Raw genomic sequence first — 21,601 nt, 5'->3', positions numbered from 1 at the left:
ATTTCATTCAAACTGATAAAAACGTATATTTGTTTCATAATAAAATCTAGATATCATGAAAGATAATAAACCGGTAGTTGTCGGGATCGGTGAACTTCTTTGGGATGTATTGCCCACAGGGAAAAGAGCTGGTGGTGCTCCTATTAATTTTGTATATCATGCGACTCAATTAGGGGCTGAAGGCTATGCTGTCAGTGCCGTCGGAAATGATGTGTTCGGCACTGAAATCGTGCAGGAGCTGGATAAGAACGGCATTTGCCATTCGCTCGGAACGGTCGAATACCCGACCGGTAGCGTCATGGTCGAGTTGAAAGAAGGTATCCCGACTTATACCATTATAGAAGGGGTTGCCTGGGACCATATTCCTTTGACACAGGAGGCTATTAATCTGGTGAAAAAGGCTGATGCTATTTGCTTCGGCACATTGGCGCAACGTTCTCCGGAGTCTCGTACGACTATCCATACGCTGCTTTCGTATGCCCGGGAGGATGCTTTGCGTTTCTTCGATATTAATATCCGTCAGTCCTATTATTCCAAAGAGCTGATAAATAGTTTGCTTGAGAAGGCGAATGTTTTTAAAATCAATGATGAAGAACTATTGCTGGTGCGCAAAATGTTTGATTTGTCCGAAGATGAAGATATGGCATGCCGCCAGTTGATTGAACGTTACGGCTTGCGTTATATGATATTGACGGCAGGTAGCCGGTATAGTTCCATTTATACTGCCGGGGAAAAGTCGGAAATTCCCACACCGAAGGTTGAAGTTGCCGATACGGTTGGTGCGGGTGACTCGTTTTCCGGTGCGTTTGTTTACTCCATTTTGGCGGGTAAATCTTTGCGCGAAGCTCACCGGATTGCTGTTGAAACAGCCGCATTTGTTTGCACGCAAGAAGGAGCTTGGCCTCCCTATTCTAATAAAGACTGATTATGAAAGAGAAAAGTATCTATTTGAAGTTAATCCCGGTTATGTTGGTGTTCTTCACCATGGGATTTGTTGACCTGGTGGGCATTGCCTCTAATTATGTAAAACTGGATTTGAACCTGACGGACTCGGAAGCGAATATCTTTCCGTCGCTGGTTTTCTTTTGGTTCCTTATCTTCTCCGTCCCTACGGGAATGTTGATGAATAAGATTGGGCGTAAGAAAACGGTTATGCTGAGTTTGATTGTGACATTCGCTTCTTTGTTGCTTCCTTGTTTTGGAGATGGTTATATATTAATGTTGGTTTCTTTCTCTTTGTTAGGGATTGGAAATGCGTTGATGCAGACTTCTTTGAATCCGTTGTTGTCGAATATCATTACCGGTGATAAGTTGGCAAGTAGCCTGACTTTCGGCCAGTTTGTAAAAGCGATTGCTTCGTTCCTGGCTCCTTATATTGCCATGTGGGGGGCTACCCAGGCAATTCCTTCGATGGGATTAGGCTGGCGGGTACTGTTCCCTATTTATATGGTAATCGCGATAATTGCTATTTTCTTCTTGGGGGCAACACATATAGAAGAAGAAAAGCCGGAAGGGAAACCGTCTACTTATGGCGAATGTTTTGCTTTGCTGGGTAATCCTTTTATTCTGCTGATGTTTGTAGGTATCATGTGCCATGTAGGTATTGATGTGGGTATAAATACGACTGCTCCGAAAATTTTGATGGAGCGGTTGGGAATGGATCTTCATCAGGCAGCGTTTGCGACAAGTTTGTATTTTATTGTCCGTACGGTCGGATGCTTGACCGGTTCATTCATTTTGGCGCATTGGTCGGCTAAAAAGTTCTTTATCATAAGTATTGTTTGCATGATAGCTTCAATGACCGGCTTCCTGTTATTCGATACGAAAGTATTGCTTTATGTTTGTATCGCTTTAATCGGTTTTGGCAATTCGAATGTTTTTTCCATTCTGTTTTCGGAAGCCTTGCTTTCAATGCCGCAACGGCAGAATGAAGTGTCCGGACTGATGATAATGGGCCTGTTCGGCGGAACAATCTTTCCGTTGTTGATGGGTTTTGCTTCGGATGCCGTTCATTCACAGGCGGGAGCTTTACTTGTATTGGCGGTAGGAGTGTTGTATTTGTTAATCTTGTCAGCCAAGTTAAGACAACGCTAATAGATAGTTTTGCGTTAAACGCGCATGATGAGTTACTAGCAGCTATAATAAATATTTGTTATTATAGCTGTTTTTTTTGTGTTTGTACTTGATGTCTGTTGTTGTCTGTGGGTATACCGGAAAAATAAGTAGAAATCATCGGAAGTAAGAAGGATGTTTTAAAATTTCATATTGTGTGTTATTTCCTTTTTTTTGAAATTTTTATACCAAAAGTATATTAGTTCTTGTGGAACTATGTCGATTAGATTCAAGTTGTTAAATATCGCAAATATATGAGATGTAAAGAATATGACAGTTATAAAAATGATTTTTAATATAATAAAACTGACACTAATCTAAATATAGCTTCAAAAATTTTCTACGTCGACCTCTTTATCTTAATCATTCAACAAATATCTGTGCGAACTCGAAATTATGTAATCATTTGATTATATACATATTAACACATAAAAAGTATCTCTGGTATCGACATAGTTCCACAAGAACTAATTTAAATAATATAAATAGAATGCCTATGGGAGAGGATAAAGTATCGCTGTGAATTCCTGATTTTGAATGAATTAACTCATTTTTTTTGTTTAACTTAATATCAATATGATGAATAAATCTACATACAGTAAATTAATTGAAAAAGCTGTACTCCTGACTATTCTGTGTATCCCGAGTTATACTGTGTCTGTTGCTTCTACAGAAACTAAAACAGTGACCGGTACAAATGTTATTATGAATAGTAAGCAGGAAAAAGGGAATCAAACAAGCTCGGAGGTTAAAGTTGGAGCAAGTACTATGAAGCTACAACAAAATCAAGCAGCTTTTGAATTGAAAGGTAAGGTCTTAGATGACATGGGAGAACCACTTCCCGGAGCAAATATAATTATTTTAGGAGGAACCAGAGGTGTCGCTACGGATGTTGATGGTTCATTTACAATTAGTGTTTCTATCGGAGAGAAATTGACTGTTTCTTATTTGGGCATGGAAGACCAGATTGTCACGATAAAGGATAAAAAAGAGCTGGTCGTTACAATGAAACCCAAAGCTGATGAATTGGACGAGGTGACAATCGTTGCTTTCGGAAAACAGAAAAAAGAAAGTGTGGTTGCTGCTATTACAACGGTCAGTCCTGCCGACTTGAAGATTCCTTCAAGTAACCTGACAACCGCACTTGCCGGTAATTTGGCGGGGGTTATAGCTTATCAACGTACCGGAGAACCCGGAAAAGATAATGCGGATTTCTTTGTTCGTGGTATCACGACTTTCGGTGCAAATACAAATCCGTTAATTCTTATTGATAATATCGAATTAACATCGACCGATTTGGCTCGTTTGCAGCCTGATGATATTGCCAGTTTCTCTATCATGAAAGATGCTACGGCAACAGCTCTTTATGGTGCTCGCGGTGCAAACGGTGTTATTTTCGTAACAACAAAACGTGGTGTAGAGGGACCGGCTAAAGTGTTTGTCCGTTTGGAGAATTCTATTTCTCAACCGACTGATAATGTGGAAATGGCAGATCCGATTACTTTTATGAAAGCTCATAATGAAGCGGTGTTGACGCGTAATCCTTTAGGGGAGCTGCCTTATTCTCAGGATAAAATAGAAAACACATTGAAACCCGGTTCAAGTCCATATATTTATCCGGCAAATGACTGGTACAAGATGTTGTTTAAAGACCATGCTAATAGTTATCGTGGTAATTTGAATGTATCGGGTGGTGGTAAAGTTGCTCAATATTATGTAGCGGCCAGTTTTACTCGTGATAATGGTATTTTGAAAGTTGACAAACGTAACAGTTTCAATAATAACGTTGTTTCTAAAAACTATACATTACGTGCCAATGTCGATATAAACGTAACGAAAACGACCGAACTGGGTATCCGTCTGACAGGGAACTTTGATGATTATACCGGTCCTCTGCAAGGTGGTACTGAGGTTTATAAAATGATTGTACGTTCCAATCCAGTACTTTTTCCAGCCTATTATCCGACAGATGAGGATTTTAAATACACGAAACATATCATGTTCGGTAATTATGGTACAGGCGGTTATCGAAATCCTTATGCGGAAATGGTTCGCGGCTATCAGAATAGTAACCGTTCGCAAATGTTGGCAGCTGTGGATGTAAACCAGAAATTGGACTTTATTACGAAAGGTCTTTCTTTTATGGCAATGGTTAATATATCCCGTTTGTCGAATTACAGTGTAAACCGTTCTTATAATCCGTTCTGGTATGTTATGTCTGATTATGATAGTTATACCGGAGAGTATCACTTGGAGCGTATCAATGATGACGGTACGGAATATTTAGGTTATTCGGAGAGCGACAAAACGATTACGTCGACCTTGTATACTGAATCTCATTTGAATTATAATCGTGAATTTGGAAAACATGCGGTAAGTGGTTTGATGGTTTTTACAACCCGTGAATATCTGGCTGCTAATCAAGGCTCTCTGCAATTGTCGTTGCCTTCTCGAAATGTCGGTTTAGCAGGTCGTTTTACGTATGCTTACAACAATAAATATTTTACAGAGTTTAATTTCGGTTATAATGGTTCCGAACGTTTTTCGGCAAACCACCGTTGGGGGTTCTTCCCTTCTGCCGGTTTGGGTTGGTTGATTTCGAATGAAGATTTTTTTGAACGTTTCAAACCGGTTGTCAGTAATTTGAAGTTGCGTTATTCGTATGGTTTGGTCGGTAACGACCAGATTGGTGAATCAACAGACCGTTTCTTCTATTTGTCGGATGTGAATATGAACGATGGGGATAGAGGTGCCTATTTCGGAGAGAATGCCAGTGTCGGCGGTGCCGGTATCCGTATTAACCGTTATGCAAATGACCATATAACCTGGGAAAAGTCCACTAAACAGAATTATGCTGTGGAACTGGGGTTGTTTAATAAATTGAATATTATCGCAGAGTATTTTACCGAACATAGAAAAGAAATTTTAATGGCTCGTTCGGCTATTCCAACAACGATGGGCCTTCAAGCACAGGTAAAAGCCAATATCGGTGAAGCAACGGCACACGGTATTGATATTCAGTCTGATTATCAGCAAGTATGGACAAAGGATCTTTGGACTTCTGCTCGTTTTAATTTTACTTATTCGACAAGTAAGTATAAGATTTACGAAGAACCGGAATATAAAGAATGGTGGCGTTCGCATGTAAACCAGTCGCTGAAACAAACTTGGGGATATATTGCTGAACGCTTATTCTTAGATGATGAAGAAGCGGCGAACTCTCCGATACAAGATTTTGGAAGCGAATATGGCGGTGGTGATATTAAATATACGGATGTAAATGGCGACGGTAAGATTACGGAAGCAGATATGGTTCCTATCGGTAATCCGACATCTCCCGAAATTATTTATGGCTTCGGTCTTTCTGCCGGTTATAAAGGATTTGACGCATCTGTGTTTTTCCAAGGGCTGGGGAATGAATCTTTCTGGATAAATGCTGCGAATACCTCACCATTCCAAGACCAAACTCAGTTGCTAAAGGCTTATGCCGATAGCCATTGGTCGGAAGATAATCAAGATTTATATGCATTGTGGCCGAGATTAAGTCCTTCTATAAATAAGAATAATACACAGACTAGTACATGGTTCATGCGTGACGGCTCTTTCTTGCGTCTGAAACAAGTTGAATTAGGATATACTCTTCCCGAAAAATTGTTGCAAAAGTATCATGTCAGCAATTTGAGATTCTATGTGAGCGGAACAAATCTTCTCTGTTGGAGCAGATTTAAGTTATGGGATCCTGAAATGGCTGGTGACGGCCTTGGATATCCTATCCAGAGAGTATTTAATTTCGGTATTAATTTAACTTTTAATTAATTACAATTATGTCAGATATATTGAATAAAATAAGAGAAAAGAAGCTGGTTGTGGCATTGGCTGGTTTACTGACATTCTTTTCATGCAGTGATTATTTGGATATTGTGCCGGATGATGGAATAGCTACACTGGAAACTGCTTTTAATTTACGTACGACAGCTATCCGTTATTTGTATACTTGTTACGGTTTTCTGACTTCTGACGGTGATTTGGATAAAGACCATGGTCTGGTAACAGGTGATGAAATATGGACTATCTATGATCGGCGTGAAAGCGGTGGTGTTTTTAATGGGACTTTATTTAATATAGCTCGTGGATTTCAAGGTGCATCCTCGCCATACGGGAACGATTGGTCCGGTATATATGAAGGAATCCGATGCTGCAATATCATGATAGAAAATGCGAAAAGCGTTCCGGATTTACCGGATTGGGAAGCAACTCAGTGGATAGCTGAAGCAAAGGTTTTGAAAGCTTACTACCATTTCCATTTGATGCGTAAATGGGGGCCAATTCCAATAATAAAAGAAAATCTTCCTATAAACGCTTCTATAGATGAGGTTCGTGTATATAGGGATCCGATAGATTCTTGCTATAACTATGTATTGCAATTATTGGATGAAGCAATTCCTGATTTACCTTATGTAACTCAGAGTCGTGATGAATTGGGACGTATCACCAAGCCGGTTGCAGCTGCATTAAAAGCAAAAATCGCTGTTTTTGCAGCAAGTCCGTTGTTTAATAACAATAAAGACCAGGCAACTATAGTTGATAACCGAGGTGTACATTTGTTTGATACGAATAAATCGGATGAAGAAGTAAAAGCACGTTGGATTTATGCCATGGAAGCTTGTAAAAATGCAATTGATATTTGTGAATCGGCAAATATTGAGCTTTATTATTACAATGGAAATCTTCGCTTGAATGATTCAATCCGTGTTGAATTAAATTTGAGGAATGCATTTACGGAGAAATGGAATCCTGAAATTATTTGGGGAAATACTCATACGGCTAAAGGTGCGAATGAGAATATACAAAAGTGTGCTTCTCCGAATCTACAATGGGTAGATTATCCGGATATGCCTTCTTTATATTCACACATACAAGCTCCCTATAAAGTAGCGGAAGAATTTTACACGAATAACGGTTTGCCGATAGAGTATGATAAGAGTTGGCAAGGGGTCAATCCGTTGGCATTGCGTGACGGGGATTACGCAAACCGTTGGTATATCCGCCAGGATTATACGACAGTAGAATTCAATTTCAATCGTGAACCGAGATTTTATGCTTGGTTGGGATTTGACGGAGGTCAATGGTATGGACAAAAATCAGCCATGAACGATCCGCTTCCGAGTGATTTGTTCTGGATTGCTTGCCGTGTCGGCGGACATCAGGCTAAGAAAGGATATGACTGGGGACCTGTTACGGGGTATTTCTTGAAAAAGTATGTACATTATCAGAATCGCCAGACTTCGGCAACCGGATATAGTTATGTGTATTATCCATGGCCGATGATTAGACTATCAGATCTTTATTTGCTTTATGCAGAAGCTATAAATGAGGCGGAAGGTCCGAATGGTGCACATAGTTCAGATATGTTTAATTATATAGATTTGGTTCGCGAAAGGGCTAATATCCCTGATATAAAAACCGCTTGGGATAAATATAGTAATACACCGGGTAAATATGAAACGCAGCTCGGTATGCGGGAAATCATTCATCGCGAACGTTTAATTGAATTGTCATTTGAAGGACAACGTTTTTGGGATTTGCGTCGCTGGAAAGAAGCTCCTTCTGAATATAGTAAAGGTATCTATGGATATAAGGTAACGGCAAGTAAGCCGGCTGATTATTATCAGTTGATTAAGCTTGCTGACCAGACTTTTGGATTGAAAGATTATTTTTGGCCTATTCAGACTAGCCTAATAGAGCAGAATCCGAATTTGGTGCAAAATTTAGGCTGGTAATGTATAATCTTATAAATGTGATAAATTATGAAAAAGATAATATTGTTTTTAATGGTTGCCGTCTCCACATTTATCTATTTTGGATGTAGCGAGCTTGGCCGAATAGACCAGATAGACGAATCGGCTCCTGCTCCTGCCGCATTGAAGGTTGTCGGTATTACAAATACTCCGGGAGGGGCGGTTATAAAAGTCAAGGTTCCTAATGATAAAAATCTAATGGGAGCAATGGCTGTATATACTCGTAACGGTGAAGAATGTAAAACTAAGATTTCTAAATATGTGGACACTTTGGCGGTGGAAGGATTTGGAAATACGGAACCCCGGGATATTAAAGTATATAGCCTCGGTGTGAATGAAAAGCTTTCTGAACCGGTAGTTGTAACGGTTAATCCTTTAACACCTCCTGTCCAGGCTGTAAAATTCGATATTGCAGAAACTTTCGGCGGAGTAGTCGTAAAACTGGAAGATAATCATTCCGGTGCTGATTTGGCAGTAGGAGTTTTGGTTGATACAATCCTTTCCGATATCAATTTAAAACCTTCGGAGATTAAATGGGCTGATGTCACTACTTTCCATACTTCTGCAAAGTCGATTAGCTTAACAAGACGTAATCTGGCTGCAGAAACCCGTATTTACGGAGCTTTTCTAAGAGACCGTTGGGATAATCATTCCGATACAATATTTAAAGAGTTGACTCCTATTGAGGAGATTGAACTATCAAAAGATACTTATACGAATGGTAATCTTCCAACCGACTATTTTACAGTTGCGGAAGGTAATGAAAGTGGATATGGTATTCATCGTCTGTGGGATGGAGACTTGAGAGGTGGTTTTTATGCGACCTCACATTCCGGTCCGATGCCTCAATGGTTTACGATTAGTTTGGGCTATAAAGCTTCAATTAGCCGTATCCAAAAATGGCCGCGAAATGATTATGAATTATATTCGGGAACAGCTCCGCGTACAATCGAAGTATATGGCAGTACGAATCCTAACCCGGATGGCAGTTTTGATGAAAGCTGGCATTTGATTGGGAAATTTGAACAATTTAAGCCTTCCGGTTATGGTGAAGGCCGGGAAGTCGGGACTATTACGGACGAAGACAAGGATTATTGGTATAATAAAACGGAATTTGAGTTAGCTCCTTCGGAAGAAACTCCAGACCCACATCAGCCGGTATCTTACCTCCGTTTCAAGGTGACGTCGACGTTTGCTACTTATGGAACTGATGCATCGATAGGGCAAATCATTATCGGAGAGTTTACTTTCTGGGGTCAAAAGGTAGAAAATTAGTCAAATGGATAATTAAATATTTATGAAAATGAAGAAATCTATATACATCCTATTGGCGATATTTATTGTAGTCAATATGTTTTCTTGTAAAGATCAAGATTCGATATATAAAGAGTTTGTGCAATTGAATGGACATAAGTATCCTCAAAAAGCCGATTCTCTGAAGGTCTTTTCCGGATATAACCGCTTGAAGCTTACTTGGCTAAAAGCGATGGATCCGAGTGTTGTCCGTGCAAAGGTTTATTGGAATAATTATACAGATTCCCTGTCGGTTGATTTGACGGAAGCACCCGATATCGTGGAGATTAGCATTCCCGATTTGGTTGAAGGAACCTATACTTTCAATGTACAAACATTTGATGAAGATGGAAATGCTTCTATTGTCAGTGAGGCTACAGGTACATCGTATGGTGATAATTATTTCATAACATTGACGGAACGTGCCGTTGAAGAAGCCACACGTGATGGAAATTATACGGGAACCATTAATTGGGGGGCTCTCTCGACAGATTTAGTTTATACGGAAGTTCGTTATAAGAATAATTCGGGTAGCTATAGCATTGTGAAAGTTCCGTCTACGGAGAAAACTTTGAAATGTCCGGATGCAAAACCGGGTGAACTGTTTGAATATCGTTCACATTTTTTGCCGGTTAACGGCATAGATACCGTTTCGCTCGATTGGACAACCTATGGTAAACCGTTCTTGTACCAGTTCCCAAGAGATACATGGACGGCCAGTGCACGTAATGGCAATCATGATTGGGGTGACGGTGGTGGCGGATTCCCATATCTGGTATTCGACGGGAATACTTTAACCGGTTGGCATTCAAGAGTCGGTGCTGGGTTTCCTCAAGTATTTGTCGTTGATATGAAGGAATCTCAGGCTCCTACTGCGTTAAAAATTATTCCTTCATCAAATACCGGTTGGCGTTATATTGTAGATGTTGAAGTTTATGTGAGTGACAAAGAATTGCCGGCTGATGCTCCGGATGCGTCGTGGGGAACTCCTGCAGTTACTACGACTTATGATGGTAGTGATGAGTTTATGATTGAATTGCCGGCAGTAACGAAAGGACGTTATATTGCTCTTGTATTCCCCAATTCAAAAGCAGGTTCTCCGTATATTAGTTTTATGGAATTCTATGCTTATGGCTATTAAGTAGGAATATGGCCTGATAAATAGTTTAATAGTTACCAATGGCTATCTTTGTAGTTGTTGGTAACTATTTTCTTCTTAATCATTAAAGTTCCAGATTTTGTGTAATTAAATTTTACGATTATGAATTTAAAGACATTTGTAATAACCATATTATCACTATTGATAACAGTGAGTGTAAAAGGTAATGATTTCCTTTTTAATGAAGTGAGTTCGTTTGTAAAAGCAAAACCAATATGGCCGGAAGGGAATGAAAAGAAGCAGAATATGACCGTTTCGTTTCGTAGAGTCTTCCATGTGAAAAGTATTGAAAGTGCAAATTTAAAGATTGCGGCTTCTACTGATTATCGTGCGTATGTCAATGGGAAATTTCTTGCGCATGGTCCTTGTGTCGCTGCTCATGATTATTATCGTATAGATTCGTATGAAATAACAAACTTATTGAAGCCGGGAGATAATATTGTTTCCATAGAAGTGAGCGGATATAATACACCCAGTTATTATTTGTTGGACCAACCTTCTTTTTTGCAGGCAGAAGTAGTAGCCGGAAATAAAGTGATTACTGCATCAGGAACATCGGATGACTTCTCGGCGTATATACTGAATCAGAGAAAACCGGATGTCCCTCGCTTTAGTTTTCAGCGTCCTTTTACAGAGTATTATATTTTGTCATCTGATTATAATCAGTGGATGACGGATGCCTCATGGAATAAAGGCCAGCCGGTTTCTTGCGCGATACAGCCGGAGAAGAAACTTTTACCGAGAGGGGTTCCATATCCGGATTATTCAATTCTTCGTTCCTCGCAAATATCGGATAGTCTTTATGTGTTTACCTCCAATAGTACCGGTTTTATCGGCCTTTCGGTAAAGGTGAAAAAGCCATCTAAGATTACTCTCTTTTTTGATGAATTGTTGTCAAATAATGACGTGAATTATAAACGCTTAGGTACAGAAAGCTATATTGTCTATGATTTACAGCCCGGAGATTACACTCTCGAAACATTCGAGCCTTATACATTGAAGTATTTAAAAACGAAGATAGAAGGGGAAGGAGATATCCTTATGACTTATATGCGTAGTTATGTAAATAGCGATGTGCATCGTGCCGAGTTTGAATCGAATGATGTTGGTTTAAACTTCCTTTTCGAAACAGCTCGTGAAACATTTCGGCAGAACGCCCTTGATATATTTATGGATTGCCCTTCGCGAGAACGGGCAGGGTGGCTTTGCGATAGTTATTTTAGTGCTCGGGTTGCTTTTGATTTATCCGGTTATACATGGATAGAACATAACTTTTTACAAAATTTCTTATTACCTGATACATTCAAGGATATTCCGCATGGAATGTTGCCAATGTGCTATCCGAGCGATCATCCGAATAATAATTTTATTCCAAATTGGGCGATGTGGTTTGTTCTTGAATTGGAAGAATATGCAAAACGGAGTACAGATAAGGTGATGATTGAAGCTCTTAAGCCGAAAGTCTATGATTTGATTGAATATTTCAAACCGTTTAAAAATAAAGATGGATTGTTGGAGAAACTAGATAAGTGGGTTTTTGTGGAATGGTCTGCTGCCAATAGTTTTGTTCAGGATGTAAATTATCCCTCCAATATGCTTTATGCCGGTATGTTGGATGCAGCCGGTAATATATATAATGATTCATCATTGAAGAAAGAGGCTGAAAAAGTGCGTAAGGTAATACGTAAGCAATCGTTCGATGGTCAATTTTTCTCCGATAATGCTGTTCGGAAGAATGGCAAACTAGAGGTTCAGAGAAATAATCAAACAGAAGTTTGTCAATACTATGCCTTCTATTTTAATGTGGCGACTCCTGAATTGTATCCTGAGTTATGGCAACGTCTATTAAATGAATTCGGTCCAAAACGTAAAATAAATAATCCGTATCCCTCAATTCATTTTGCGAACGCATTTATAGGAAACTATTTACGTCTGGAGATACTGTCGAGATATGGTCATATTCGTCAGCTGATGAATGAATCGCTCGATGAATATCTGATTATGGCGAAGACAACCGGTACATTGTGGGAAAACATGACTACTGTGGCAAGCTGTAATCATGGCTTTGCTTCTCATATTGCACATGTTTTTTATCGCGATATATTAGGGGTAAAAAATATTTTACCTAATATCAAAAAGATTGAAATTAAATTTACGGATACAGATTTGAAGTCTTGTAAAGGCAAGATACCTGTAGGTCCTGAATATGTAACGCTTGAGTGGGTCAAGAAAGATAATGTAATCTCTTATTCTTTGAATATTCCTGAAGGATATGAGGTTACAATAGAAAATGCATCTAATTGTAGTTTGCATAAGCAATAAAAGCAGGACCATTTATTGACAAATAAACGAAAGTCTTTTCTCCCGAATGCTCTCACATTCTAAAGAGAAAAGACTTTACTTATAAATGAAATGTTATGAATGAGCGTACGGACATTTGTTTATTTATATAACGGCTGTGTATTTATATAGCCTTTCTTATCCCATATCTGTTGTATTTTTTGCATTCTCTTGCAAAAGTCTTTATAATCTTTCTTGGAATTTTCAGTCCATCCACACTCTGCATAGGCAGCTATGCGAGGGAATGTCTGGAAATAAATCCGTTCCGGCGTAGGTGTGAACTCTCCCCACATCTGGCATCCTGTACCTAATATTTTATTGGAAACATTAGCCGGTAAATTCTCCGGTATCGGATTGAAAGAGTAAGCCTTGTCCAAAGGTATAGCATCATATGGGTAGTCCAGATAAGTAAAGAGACGGTTTGAATTAACAACGTCATATCCTTTTTGTATTGCTTTGTTAACCAAACTAACCTCTCCATCCCAAAATTGAACAATCGTTCCTGCTGCCAATTTTTCGGATTTACTGGCTTCAACATGCTGTTCATTACGAATGTTATCGCCTGTAATTTCATTCCATCCAATCATTTTACATCCTTTGGAAGCAAGGAACGCCGAAGCCCTGTTGATAGCCCACAATTGTAAATCGGAACAGGTAGGTAGATTATTGGCTTTCATAAAGGCTGTTATGTCTTTGTCATTCTGCCAGTGTACGAATCCGGCCTCATCGCCCCCAATATGTACGATTTTGGAGGGAAAGAGTGCTACGACTTCACTGAGTACATCCTGTAGAAATTGTTCAACCTTAGGGTCTGTGACCTGGTATAAATCTCCCCATACCGGTTTATCTTCTTTACGGCTGGATGTTCCAAGCCAAGGATAAGCAGCAATGGAGGCGGACGCATGCCCCGGAACTTCTATTTCCGGAATAATCCGGATACCTCTGATAGCGGCGTATTGTATGATTTCCCGTATTTCATCTTGTGTGTAATAGGTGCGTTCCGAATGAATACTATCCCATCCGGCTGGTGTTATCTCCCGGTGGGAGAAGTCTCTTTTGGAACCGATTTTTGTCAAAAGCGGATATTTTTTGATTTCGATACGCCAGCCTGGGTCATCTACCAAATGCCAATGAAAAGTGTTCATCTTCAACCGTGCCATTTCATCCAACAGATTTTTTACGATAGCCATACCATGGAAATGGCGGCTTTCATCCAACATAAATGCCCGCCACGAAAAGGCTGGAATGTCTTTTATTTTACATCCGGGGAAACAGACTGCTCCATTTTGTTCATATACCAATTGGCGTAATGTTTGCATGGCGTAGCGTAAACCGGCTTCTGTTTCGGCTTGGATATGAATCGGATTTTTTTCTTTAGGGCCAATGTTCAGGAGATACTCTTCCGGATTACCTGTTACTCCCGGTTTCATTTCCAATACAAGCTGCGCTTTTTTATTTTTGGAAACATAGACGGGCGACAATCTCATCTCTTGCAATAAATCTGAAATATAGGCCTTTTCCAATTGTGCTTCAGGTGTGATATAAACCTTAATCTCTTTTCCGTTTTTTAAAATGACCGGAGCGGATGTACTGGTTATTTCCGAAGGTTGGGGAACAACTGCAATGGATTGGGCTTGCATACAGCAACAAGCAAGCCATAGAACCAAAATTGATAGAATTTCTTTTTTCATATAGTAAACTTAAGATATGTTTATGATTATACAAATAAAGTGATTGCTGTGCTTTCTGCAAGTATAAAAATGATAGAATGACTTATATTTTTGACATTAATGTAATAATTTCTTTTCTTCTTCGACATACAGTTTGTTAAATACGAAAACTTTACTACTTTTGTTTAGTAAAAAACAGAAAACAAAAATATTCAATTAGTTATGGCAGATACTAAGCAATATGTAAAAGCGGCAGAAGAGAAAATGGCATTCGCTATTGATTATCTTGACGAACAATTGGCCCACATCCGTGCCGGTAAAGCCAATCCGAAAATCCTTGACGGCGTTAAGGTGATGTATTACGGAGGTCTTGTCCCTCTTTCGAATGTTGCATCAATAAACACACCGGATGCTAAGACCATTATTATAACTCCTTGGGAAAAGCCATTAATCAAAGAAATAGAAAAGGCTATCCTTAATTCGGAAGTGGGTATTACGCCGGAGAACAATGGTGAAGTGATTCGTCTCGGCATTCCTCCTTTAACCGAAGAACGTCGTAAACAGCTGGCAAAACAGTCCAAGCAGGAAGCTGAAACAGCTAAAGTGAGTATCCGGAATGCCCGTCGCGATGCTATCGAAGCATTGAAAAAAAGTATTAAGACTGATAATGTCCCTGAAGATGTGGAAAAAGATGCCGAAGCGGAAGTTCAGAAGATACACGATAAGTTTATTAAGAAAATAGACGAACTGTATGCAGCAAAAGAAAAAGAAATAATGACAGTTTAAAATGATTGAAAGTTGAAAACTAAGAATTGGAATGAACAATCCTTTCTTCTCAGGCGTTCTTCTTTCAATTCTTAGTTTTCAATTTTTAGTTTATAATTTATATGAAGGGATTGGTTATTAAAAATACCGGAAGTTGGTACACGGTCCGCACGGATGACGGACGTGATATAGAGAGTAAGATAAAAGGTAATTTCCGGTTGAAAGATATTCGTACAACCAATCCAGTTGCGGTCGGAGACCAGGTTGAAATTGATATTAACGCAGAAGGTACCGCATTCATAACCAAAATAGAAGAAAGGAAAAACTACATCATCCGTCGTGCCTCCAATCTGTCCAAACAATCCCATATTATCGCAGCCAATCTAGACCAGGCAATGCTGATTGTTACGGTTAATTATCCGATAACTACCACTATTTTTATCGACCGTTTTCTGGCAACAGCCGAAGCTTACCGGGTACCTGTGAAGCTTGTTTTTAATAAGATAGACCGGTATCGTGGCGAAGACCAGGCGATGTTGGACGCGCTTATCCATCTGTATACGACTATCGGTTATCCTTGTTCCAAACTTTGTGCCCGCGAAGAGGTCGGTTTGGATGAATTGAAAGCGGAACTGAAAGATAAAATAACCTTGTTGTCCGGACATTCCGGGGTCGGTAAATCGACGATTATCAACAAACTGATTCCCGGCGTTAATTTACGGACCGGAGATATATCCGAATATCATAATAAGGGAATGCATACCACTACCTTCTCTGAAATGATTCCACTTCCGGAAGGAGGGTATCTGATTGATACTCCGGGTATAAAAGGTTTCGGGACGATAGAAATGGAAGGTGCGGAAATCGCTCATTATTTCCCGGAAATCTTCCATTTTTCCCATGATTGCAAGTTTAATAACTGCTCCCATCGACATGAACCCGGCTGTGCAGTTTTGAAAGCACTAGAAGAACAATTTATCAGCGAATCGCGCTATAAAAGTTATCTAAGCATTCTGGAAGACAAGCAGGAAAGCAAGTACCGGGAAGAATATTAATCATACTGCAGGCAGGCTCATTCCGGTTATCTTCCTGTATAAATCGAGGGCATATACGTCCGTCATGCCTGAAATATAATCCAGTACACATTGTACTTTCCCGTAAATAGTAGGCTCGTTCGTATCGTATTGTTCAGGAATACGTTGCAGTAATAGTTTGCTGTAGGCATGTCCTTGGTTCATAACGGCTTCCGTCAATGTATCTATCAGATTGCTGAAGATATGGTAACCGGCCAGTTCTATATCCAATACTTCTTTAGCCCTGTATATTTTTTTGTAAGCTGTCTGGGAGCAGGTAGCATACGCATCTTTTGCTTGTCCGCAAATATTTTCTATCAACGGGGTATTATAGGTACCGTTAAGGATACCCTCTTCATTTTCCAAGAAAATACGGGAACATTCGTCCACCAACAGGCCGATAATGCAGGAACGGAGATAGGCAATCTGTTCGTTTGTATCGTCTACCATTTTCATGACGCGGGTGATATGGTCGAGACGTTCTTTTTCAAAAAAGTTAAGGAGAAGATGAATCGCTTCTTCCGTTGTCAGGATATGTAGTTTACAGGCATCTTCAATATCCATAATCTGATAGCAGATATCATCGGCCGCTTCCACTAAGTAAACCAGCGGATAGCGGACAAATTTATTCTCGTCTTCCGGATTACGGCGGATACCCAATTCATGCGCAATGCGCAAATACGTCTCCTCTTCGGACTGGAAGAAGCCGAATTTCCCTTTTTTGCCGGCATAAACAGATGAATACGGATATTTGACAATAGACGCAAGTGTACTGTAGGTCATGGCAAAACCACCTTTACGGCGACCGATGAACTGATGGGTAAGCAGGCGTATCGCATTTGCATTTCCTTCAAAATGCAAGAAATCGTCATAACGTCCTCCTTCTTCCAGAATACGTTCTTTCAGTTCTTTCCCGTTTCCTTCCGAGAAATAAGCGGAGATGGCCCGTTCGCCGGAATGCCCGAAAGGAGGATTCCCCATATCGTGTGCCAGACAGGCCGCAGAAACAATCGAGCCGATTTCAGGAAAGTTGATGCTGCCTTCCGGATACTTTTTGATGAGTTCTTTTGCCACATTATTACCGAGCGAACGACCTACGCAAGAAACTTCCAGACTATGTGTCAGACGGTTGTGTACGAAGATGCTTCCCGGTAGAGGGAATACCTGTGTTTTATTCTGCAAGCGGCGAAAAGGAGAAGAGAATATCAACCGGTCGTAATCCCGCTGAAAGTCCGTACGTTCGTGTTTACGTTCGTGGTATTCTTCCATACCGAAACGTTTGCCTGAAAGAAGCTGGCTCCAATTCATCGTATTTGTTTTTATAAATCCGGATTAATAAAGAAGTTCGCCTTTTCCCTGGCGGACAATTTCAAATTCGTCGGTTGTACAATCCACTACGGTAGACGCTTCGGTGCCTCCGTAACCACCGTCAATGACAATGTCGACCAGGTTTTCATATTTTTCCTCAATCAGTTCGGGGTCGGTCGAATATTCTATCACATCGTCGTCATCGTGTATAGACATCGTTAGGATTGGATTACCCAATTCTTTTACCAGTGTCCGGATGATATTGTTGTCCGGGACACGGATACCGACCTCTTTTTTATTTTTGTATAGCTTGGGTAGTTCACTACTGGTTGGCAGGATGAAAGTAAACGGGCCGGGCAGGTTCTTTTTCATCAGCTTAAAGGCTGTATTGCTAACTTTGGCGTATTCACTCAGATTGGAGAGGTCGTAACAGATGATAGACAAATTACTTTTCTGGGGATTAATCCCCTTTATCTGGCATATTTTCTCCACAGCACGGACGTTCAGGGCGTCACACCCGATGGCATAGACTGTGTCTGTCGGGTAAATAACAAGACCGCCGTCGCGCAAAATGTCGATTACTTTGTCTACTTCTTTGGGATTGGGGTTCTCCGGATAAATTTTTGTTAACATGTTGCCTGTCCTGATTTCTATTATATGAATAAGGGCAGGTAGCTCCTGCCCTTATAAGGGGTTACCGATTACCCGTATATAATATGTCCGTTTTCGTCGGTAAATTCTTCTAAACCTTTGCTATACTGGTTCATGGCACGAAGGCTCATGCCCATACTCGAGAAGCCGCCGTCGTGGTAGAGGTTCTGCATTGTCACTTTGCGGGTGAAGTCGGAGAACATCATCACGCAATAATCTGCACATTCGTCGGCTGAGGCATTTCCCAGCGGACTCATCTTTTCTGAAAAATCCATCAGGTGGTCCATTCCTTTCACACCGCTACCGGCTGTTGTCAATGTTGGTGACTGGGAGATTGTGTTAATACGCACCCCTTTTTCGCGTCCATAGATATATCCGAAGCTACGGGCGATGGATTCCAATAAACTTTTGGCATCTGCCATATCGTTATATCCGAAAAATGTACGTTGTGCAGCTACATACGAAAGAGCTACGACCGAACCATTATCGGCAATTGCATCTTGTTTTTTGGCAACTTGCAGCATCTTATGGAAAGACAATGCAGATATGTCCAATGTTTTATTCAACATATCGTAATCCAAGTCATCGTATGTCCGCTTCTTACGTACGTTCGGACTCATGCCGATGGAATGTAAAACGAAATCTATTTTACCACCTAATATTTCGACTGATTTAGAGAAAACTGCCTCAAGGTCTTCCACGCTGGTTGCGTCAGCGGGAATAACTGTTGCGTTCAATTTTTCAGCTAAGGCATCTACTTGTCCCATCCGGACGGCAATAGGCGTATTGCTCAATGTGATAACCGCGCCTTCTTCAACGGCTTTCTCTGCCACTTTCCAGGCGATGGACATGTCGTTCAGTGCACCGAATATAATGCCTCGCTTGCCTTTCAATAAATTATGACTCATACCTTTTATTTTTACTAAACGGCACAAATATACGGAAAATGTGCACGATATGCAATTATTCCCTGTAATATACCCTTTTGACCCTCGGAGAAATAGAGGTTAAGATTTCATACGGAATCGTATTTAGCTTGTCCGAAAGTTCGTTGACGGGCAATTCCTCTCCGAAAATGATAACCGAATCTCCTTCGTGCGCATCAATATCCGTAACATCAATCATGCATGCATCCATGCAGATATTCCCGATAATCGGGCAACGGTGTCCGTTGATAGAGACTTCGCCTCCTCCGTTGCTGAAATGGCGATCCAAGCCGTCGGCATATCCAATGGGGATAATAGCTATGCGTGAGTCGCGTTTCACATAACTCATACGGCTGTATCCGATGGAATCGCCTGCCGGTACGTTTTGTATTTGCAGGATTGTCGTTTTCAGGGTACTGACATTACGCAAACCTTTTTGTCCGGAAGCGCTGATACCATACAGGCCAATTCCTAAGCGAACCATATCCATCTGATAATCAGTAAAGCGTTCAATACCCGCCGAATTCAGGATATGCTTGATGACTTTATATTCCAGTCCGATTTCCAGTTCGGTAGCCGCTTGTGCGAAGGTGTCCAATTGCTTTTTAGTAAAGTCGTCGAATTGTGAAGAGTCGCTCCCCACTAAATGGGAGAAGATAGAACGGACTATGACACCGCTTTGCCCTTTGAGTCTTTCACAAATAGCTGGTATGTCGGAAGGTTGGAATCCCAGCCTGTGCATTCCCGTGTCGATTTTGATATGGATAGGATAAGAGGTGATACCTCTCCGTTCTGTTTCCTTAATCATGGCATCGAGCAGGCGGAAACTGTAAACTTCCGGTTCCAGTTGATTTTCAAACAAGACGTTGAAACAGCTGAATTCCGGATTCATGACGATAAGTGGGATGGAAATACCTTCTTTGCGCAGTTCAGCCCCTTCGTCGGCAACGGCAACGGCCAGATAATCGCAGCGGTGTTCCTGCAATGTCTTGGCCAGTTCATAAGAACCTGCACCGTATCCGAATGCTTTCACCATACAAACCATTTTCGTTTCCGGTTTCAGTTTCGAACGGTAATAGTTGAAGTTGTGAACAACTGCGTCCAGATTGACTTCCAGAATTGTCTCGTGTACTTTCTTTTCCAACAGTTCCGAAATCCGTTCAAAATGGAAGTGACGGGAGCCTTTAATCAATATCAGTTCGTTCTTGAATTTCTTGAATGACGGCGATTTGATAAAATCTTCGGTTGTCAGGTAAAACTCTTTTTTCATCTCGAATACGTTACCGTATTCTTTCAAATCGCGACCGATACCGATAACGCGGTCAATCTTTTTCCGTCGTGCCAAATCTGCAACCCTCTTGTAAAGCGACTTGGGTAAAGTTCCGGATTGCAGGATATCGGATAGTATTAATGTACATTTCAAATCTTTTCCAACTTGGCGACTTTGTTGGAAGTCGAGTGCGATATCTAATGAATTTATATCCGAATTATATGTATCGTTAATCAACAGGCAGTTATTGATGCCCTGTTTCACATCCAGACGCATGGCCACAGGTTCCAGCCGTTTGAATTTTCCCGCATCGTTAACACTTGTAGGTTTCAGGTACAGCATAAGAGCCATGCAGTGGATGACATTTTCAATAGAGGCATCATCTGTGAACGGGATAGTATAAGTCTGTTCAAGTCCCAACAGGGTACAATGTATGACTGTGTAGGATTCTTTCTTTTCAATCGATGCGATATAGAGTGGAGCTTCCGAGTCCGTCCGGCTCCAAGTAATAGCTTTGTGGGACAGGCAGGCTGATTCGATGCAATTGGAAATAAAAGCATCGTCACCGTCGTATATGATAGCTTCGCAGTCGTTGAATAATGTCAGTTTCTCAAGGCATTTCTGTGTGGATGAAACGAAATTTTCCTGATGAGCCTCACCGATATTCGTGATAATACCGATGGTCGGTGCAATAATCGGTTGCAAACGTTCCATCTCGTCCGGAAGGGAAATACCTGCTTCGAAAATGCCTAATGTGTTCTTCTCGCTCATCTGCCATACAGATAACGGCACACCGATTTGCGAGTTGTAACTGCGTGGTGAACGAACAATATTGAATTCGTTGTGCAGCAGCTGGTAAAGAAATTCTTTTACAATCGTTTTCCCATTGCTGCCGGTGATGCCGATAACCGGGATGTTGAAGCGTTTACGATGTGCAGCCGCTAATTTCTGTAAAGCTTTCAGTGTGTCTTTCACGACCAGGAAGTTTGCATCCGGCATGGACGAAAATTCCGGTAATACTTTGTTTACCACGAAATTCCGTACGCGGAGTTTATATAATTCCTGTATATAATTGTGCCCGTCGTTCATTTTAGTCTGAAGAGCAAAGAATAGACTTTGCTCCGGGAAAGAAAGACGACGGCTATCGGTAAGCAGAATGCTTATCTTGGCGTCATGCAACTTACTCGCGTTAGCCCCGATAATTCCGGCGATAGATTTAATTGCGTATTCCATTCT

At 40.7% G+C, this 21,601-nt stretch carries 14 protein-coding genes; 9 read left to right on the top strand and 5 right to left on the bottom strand.

Annotation, left to right across the window (positions count from 1 at the left end; translation table 11 throughout):
- Nucleotides 1-55 precede the first annotated feature (55 nt).
- The 7 genes from DW103_RS09875 (at nucleotide 56) to DW103_RS09845 (ending at nucleotide 12,684) form a co-directional block, all read left to right on the top strand.
- Complete coding sequence (locus DW103_RS09875) at nucleotides 56-925, top strand: carbohydrate kinase (protein WP_122275632.1); 870 nt, start codon at nucleotides 56-58, stop codon at nucleotides 923-925.
- Nucleotides 926-927: 2 nt separating this feature from the next.
- Nucleotides 928-2,094: an MFS transporter gene (locus DW103_RS09870; RefSeq protein ID WP_122275630.1), complete on the top strand. Its 1,167-nt coding sequence runs from the start codon at nucleotides 928-930 to the stop codon at nucleotides 2,092-2,094.
- 594 nt (nucleotides 2,095-2,688) lie between these two features.
- Nucleotides 2,689-5,928 carry a SusC/RagA family TonB-linked outer membrane protein gene (locus DW103_RS09865; RefSeq protein WP_370453475.1) on the top strand — a complete coding sequence of 1,080 codons (3,240 nt, stop codon included), beginning with the start codon at nucleotides 2,689-2,691 and terminating at the stop codon, nucleotides 5,926-5,928.
- A gap of 8 nt (nucleotides 5,929-5,936) precedes the next feature.
- The gene (locus tag DW103_RS09860) at nucleotides 5,937-7,892 is read left to right on the top strand and encodes a RagB/SusD family nutrient uptake outer membrane protein (RefSeq protein WP_122275628.1); all 1,956 of its coding nucleotides are present in this window, start codon (nucleotides 5,937-5,939) and stop codon (nucleotides 7,890-7,892) included.
- 27 nt (nucleotides 7,893-7,919) lie between these two features.
- Nucleotides 7,920-9,185: a DUF5000 domain-containing lipoprotein gene (locus DW103_RS09855; protein ID WP_122275627.1), complete on the top strand. Its 1,266-nt coding sequence runs from the start codon at nucleotides 7,920-7,922 to the stop codon at nucleotides 9,183-9,185.
- A gap of 28 nt (nucleotides 9,186-9,213) precedes the next feature.
- Nucleotides 9,214-10,344: a DUF4998 domain-containing protein gene (locus tag DW103_RS09850; protein ID WP_158576684.1), complete on the top strand. Its 1,131-nt coding sequence runs from the start codon at nucleotides 9,214-9,216 to the stop codon at nucleotides 10,342-10,344.
- A gap of 120 nt (nucleotides 10,345-10,464) precedes the next feature.
- On the top strand, nucleotides 10,465-12,684 hold the full coding sequence (locus DW103_RS09845) for a family 78 glycoside hydrolase catalytic domain (protein ID WP_122275623.1): 2,220 nt from the start codon (nucleotides 10,465-10,467) through the stop codon (nucleotides 12,682-12,684).
- A gap of 119 nt (nucleotides 12,685-12,803) precedes the next feature.
- On the opposite strand, the gene DW103_RS09840 is transcribed toward DW103_RS09845, so the two are convergent.
- The gene (locus tag DW103_RS09840; protein ID WP_122275621.1) at nucleotides 12,804-14,393 is read right to left on the bottom strand and encodes a beta-N-acetylhexosaminidase; all 1,590 of its coding nucleotides are present in this window, start codon (nucleotides 14,391-14,393) and stop codon (nucleotides 12,804-12,806) included.
- 201 nt (nucleotides 14,394-14,594) lie between these two features.
- Between DW103_RS09840 and frr the strand changes: the two genes are divergently transcribed.
- Nucleotides 14,595-15,158 (top strand): ribosome recycling factor, encoded by a 564-nt coding sequence (frr, locus tag DW103_RS09835; RefSeq protein WP_122275619.1) that lies wholly within the window; start codon nucleotides 14,595-14,597, stop codon nucleotides 15,156-15,158.
- Nucleotides 15,159-15,259: 101 nt separating this feature from the next.
- Complete coding sequence (gene rsgA, locus DW103_RS09830; protein WP_122275617.1) at nucleotides 15,260-16,192, top strand: ribosome small subunit-dependent GTPase A; 933 nt, start codon at nucleotides 15,260-15,262, stop codon at nucleotides 16,190-16,192.
- Here rsgA and dgt read toward each other — a convergent pair whose 3' ends face one another.
- The 4 genes from dgt to DW103_RS09810 form a co-directional block, all read right to left on the bottom strand.
- A complete protein-coding gene (dgt, locus tag DW103_RS09825; RefSeq protein WP_122275615.1) occupies nucleotides 16,193-17,518 on the bottom strand; it encodes a dGTP triphosphohydrolase in 1,326 nt (441 codons plus the stop codon). It abuts the gene before it with no gap.
- A gap of 24 nt (nucleotides 17,519-17,542) precedes the next feature.
- Nucleotides 17,543-18,151, bottom strand: coding sequence for an L-threonylcarbamoyladenylate synthase (locus DW103_RS09820; protein ID WP_122275613.1), 609 nt, complete (start codon nucleotides 18,149-18,151; stop codon nucleotides 17,543-17,545).
- Between the two features lie 68 nt (nucleotides 18,152-18,219).
- A complete protein-coding gene (locus DW103_RS09815) occupies nucleotides 18,220-19,077 on the bottom strand; it encodes an enoyl-ACP reductase (RefSeq protein WP_122275612.1) in 858 nt (285 codons plus the stop codon).
- Between the two features lie 55 nt (nucleotides 19,078-19,132).
- The gene (locus DW103_RS09810; protein WP_122275610.1) at nucleotides 19,133-21,598 is read right to left on the bottom strand and encodes a bifunctional UDP-N-acetylmuramoyl-tripeptide:D-alanyl-D-alanine ligase/alanine racemase; all 2,466 of its coding nucleotides are present in this window, start codon (nucleotides 21,596-21,598) and stop codon (nucleotides 19,133-19,135) included.
- Nucleotides 21,599-21,601 lie beyond the last annotated feature (3 nt).

Source organism: Parabacteroides sp. AM08-6 (assembly GCF_003473295.1).
GTDB lineage: Bacteria > Bacteroidota > Bacteroidia > Bacteroidales > Tannerellaceae > Parabacteroides.
The sequence above is the reverse complement of the archived record's forward strand: the minus strand, read 5'-3'. Positions and strand labels throughout refer to the sequence as shown.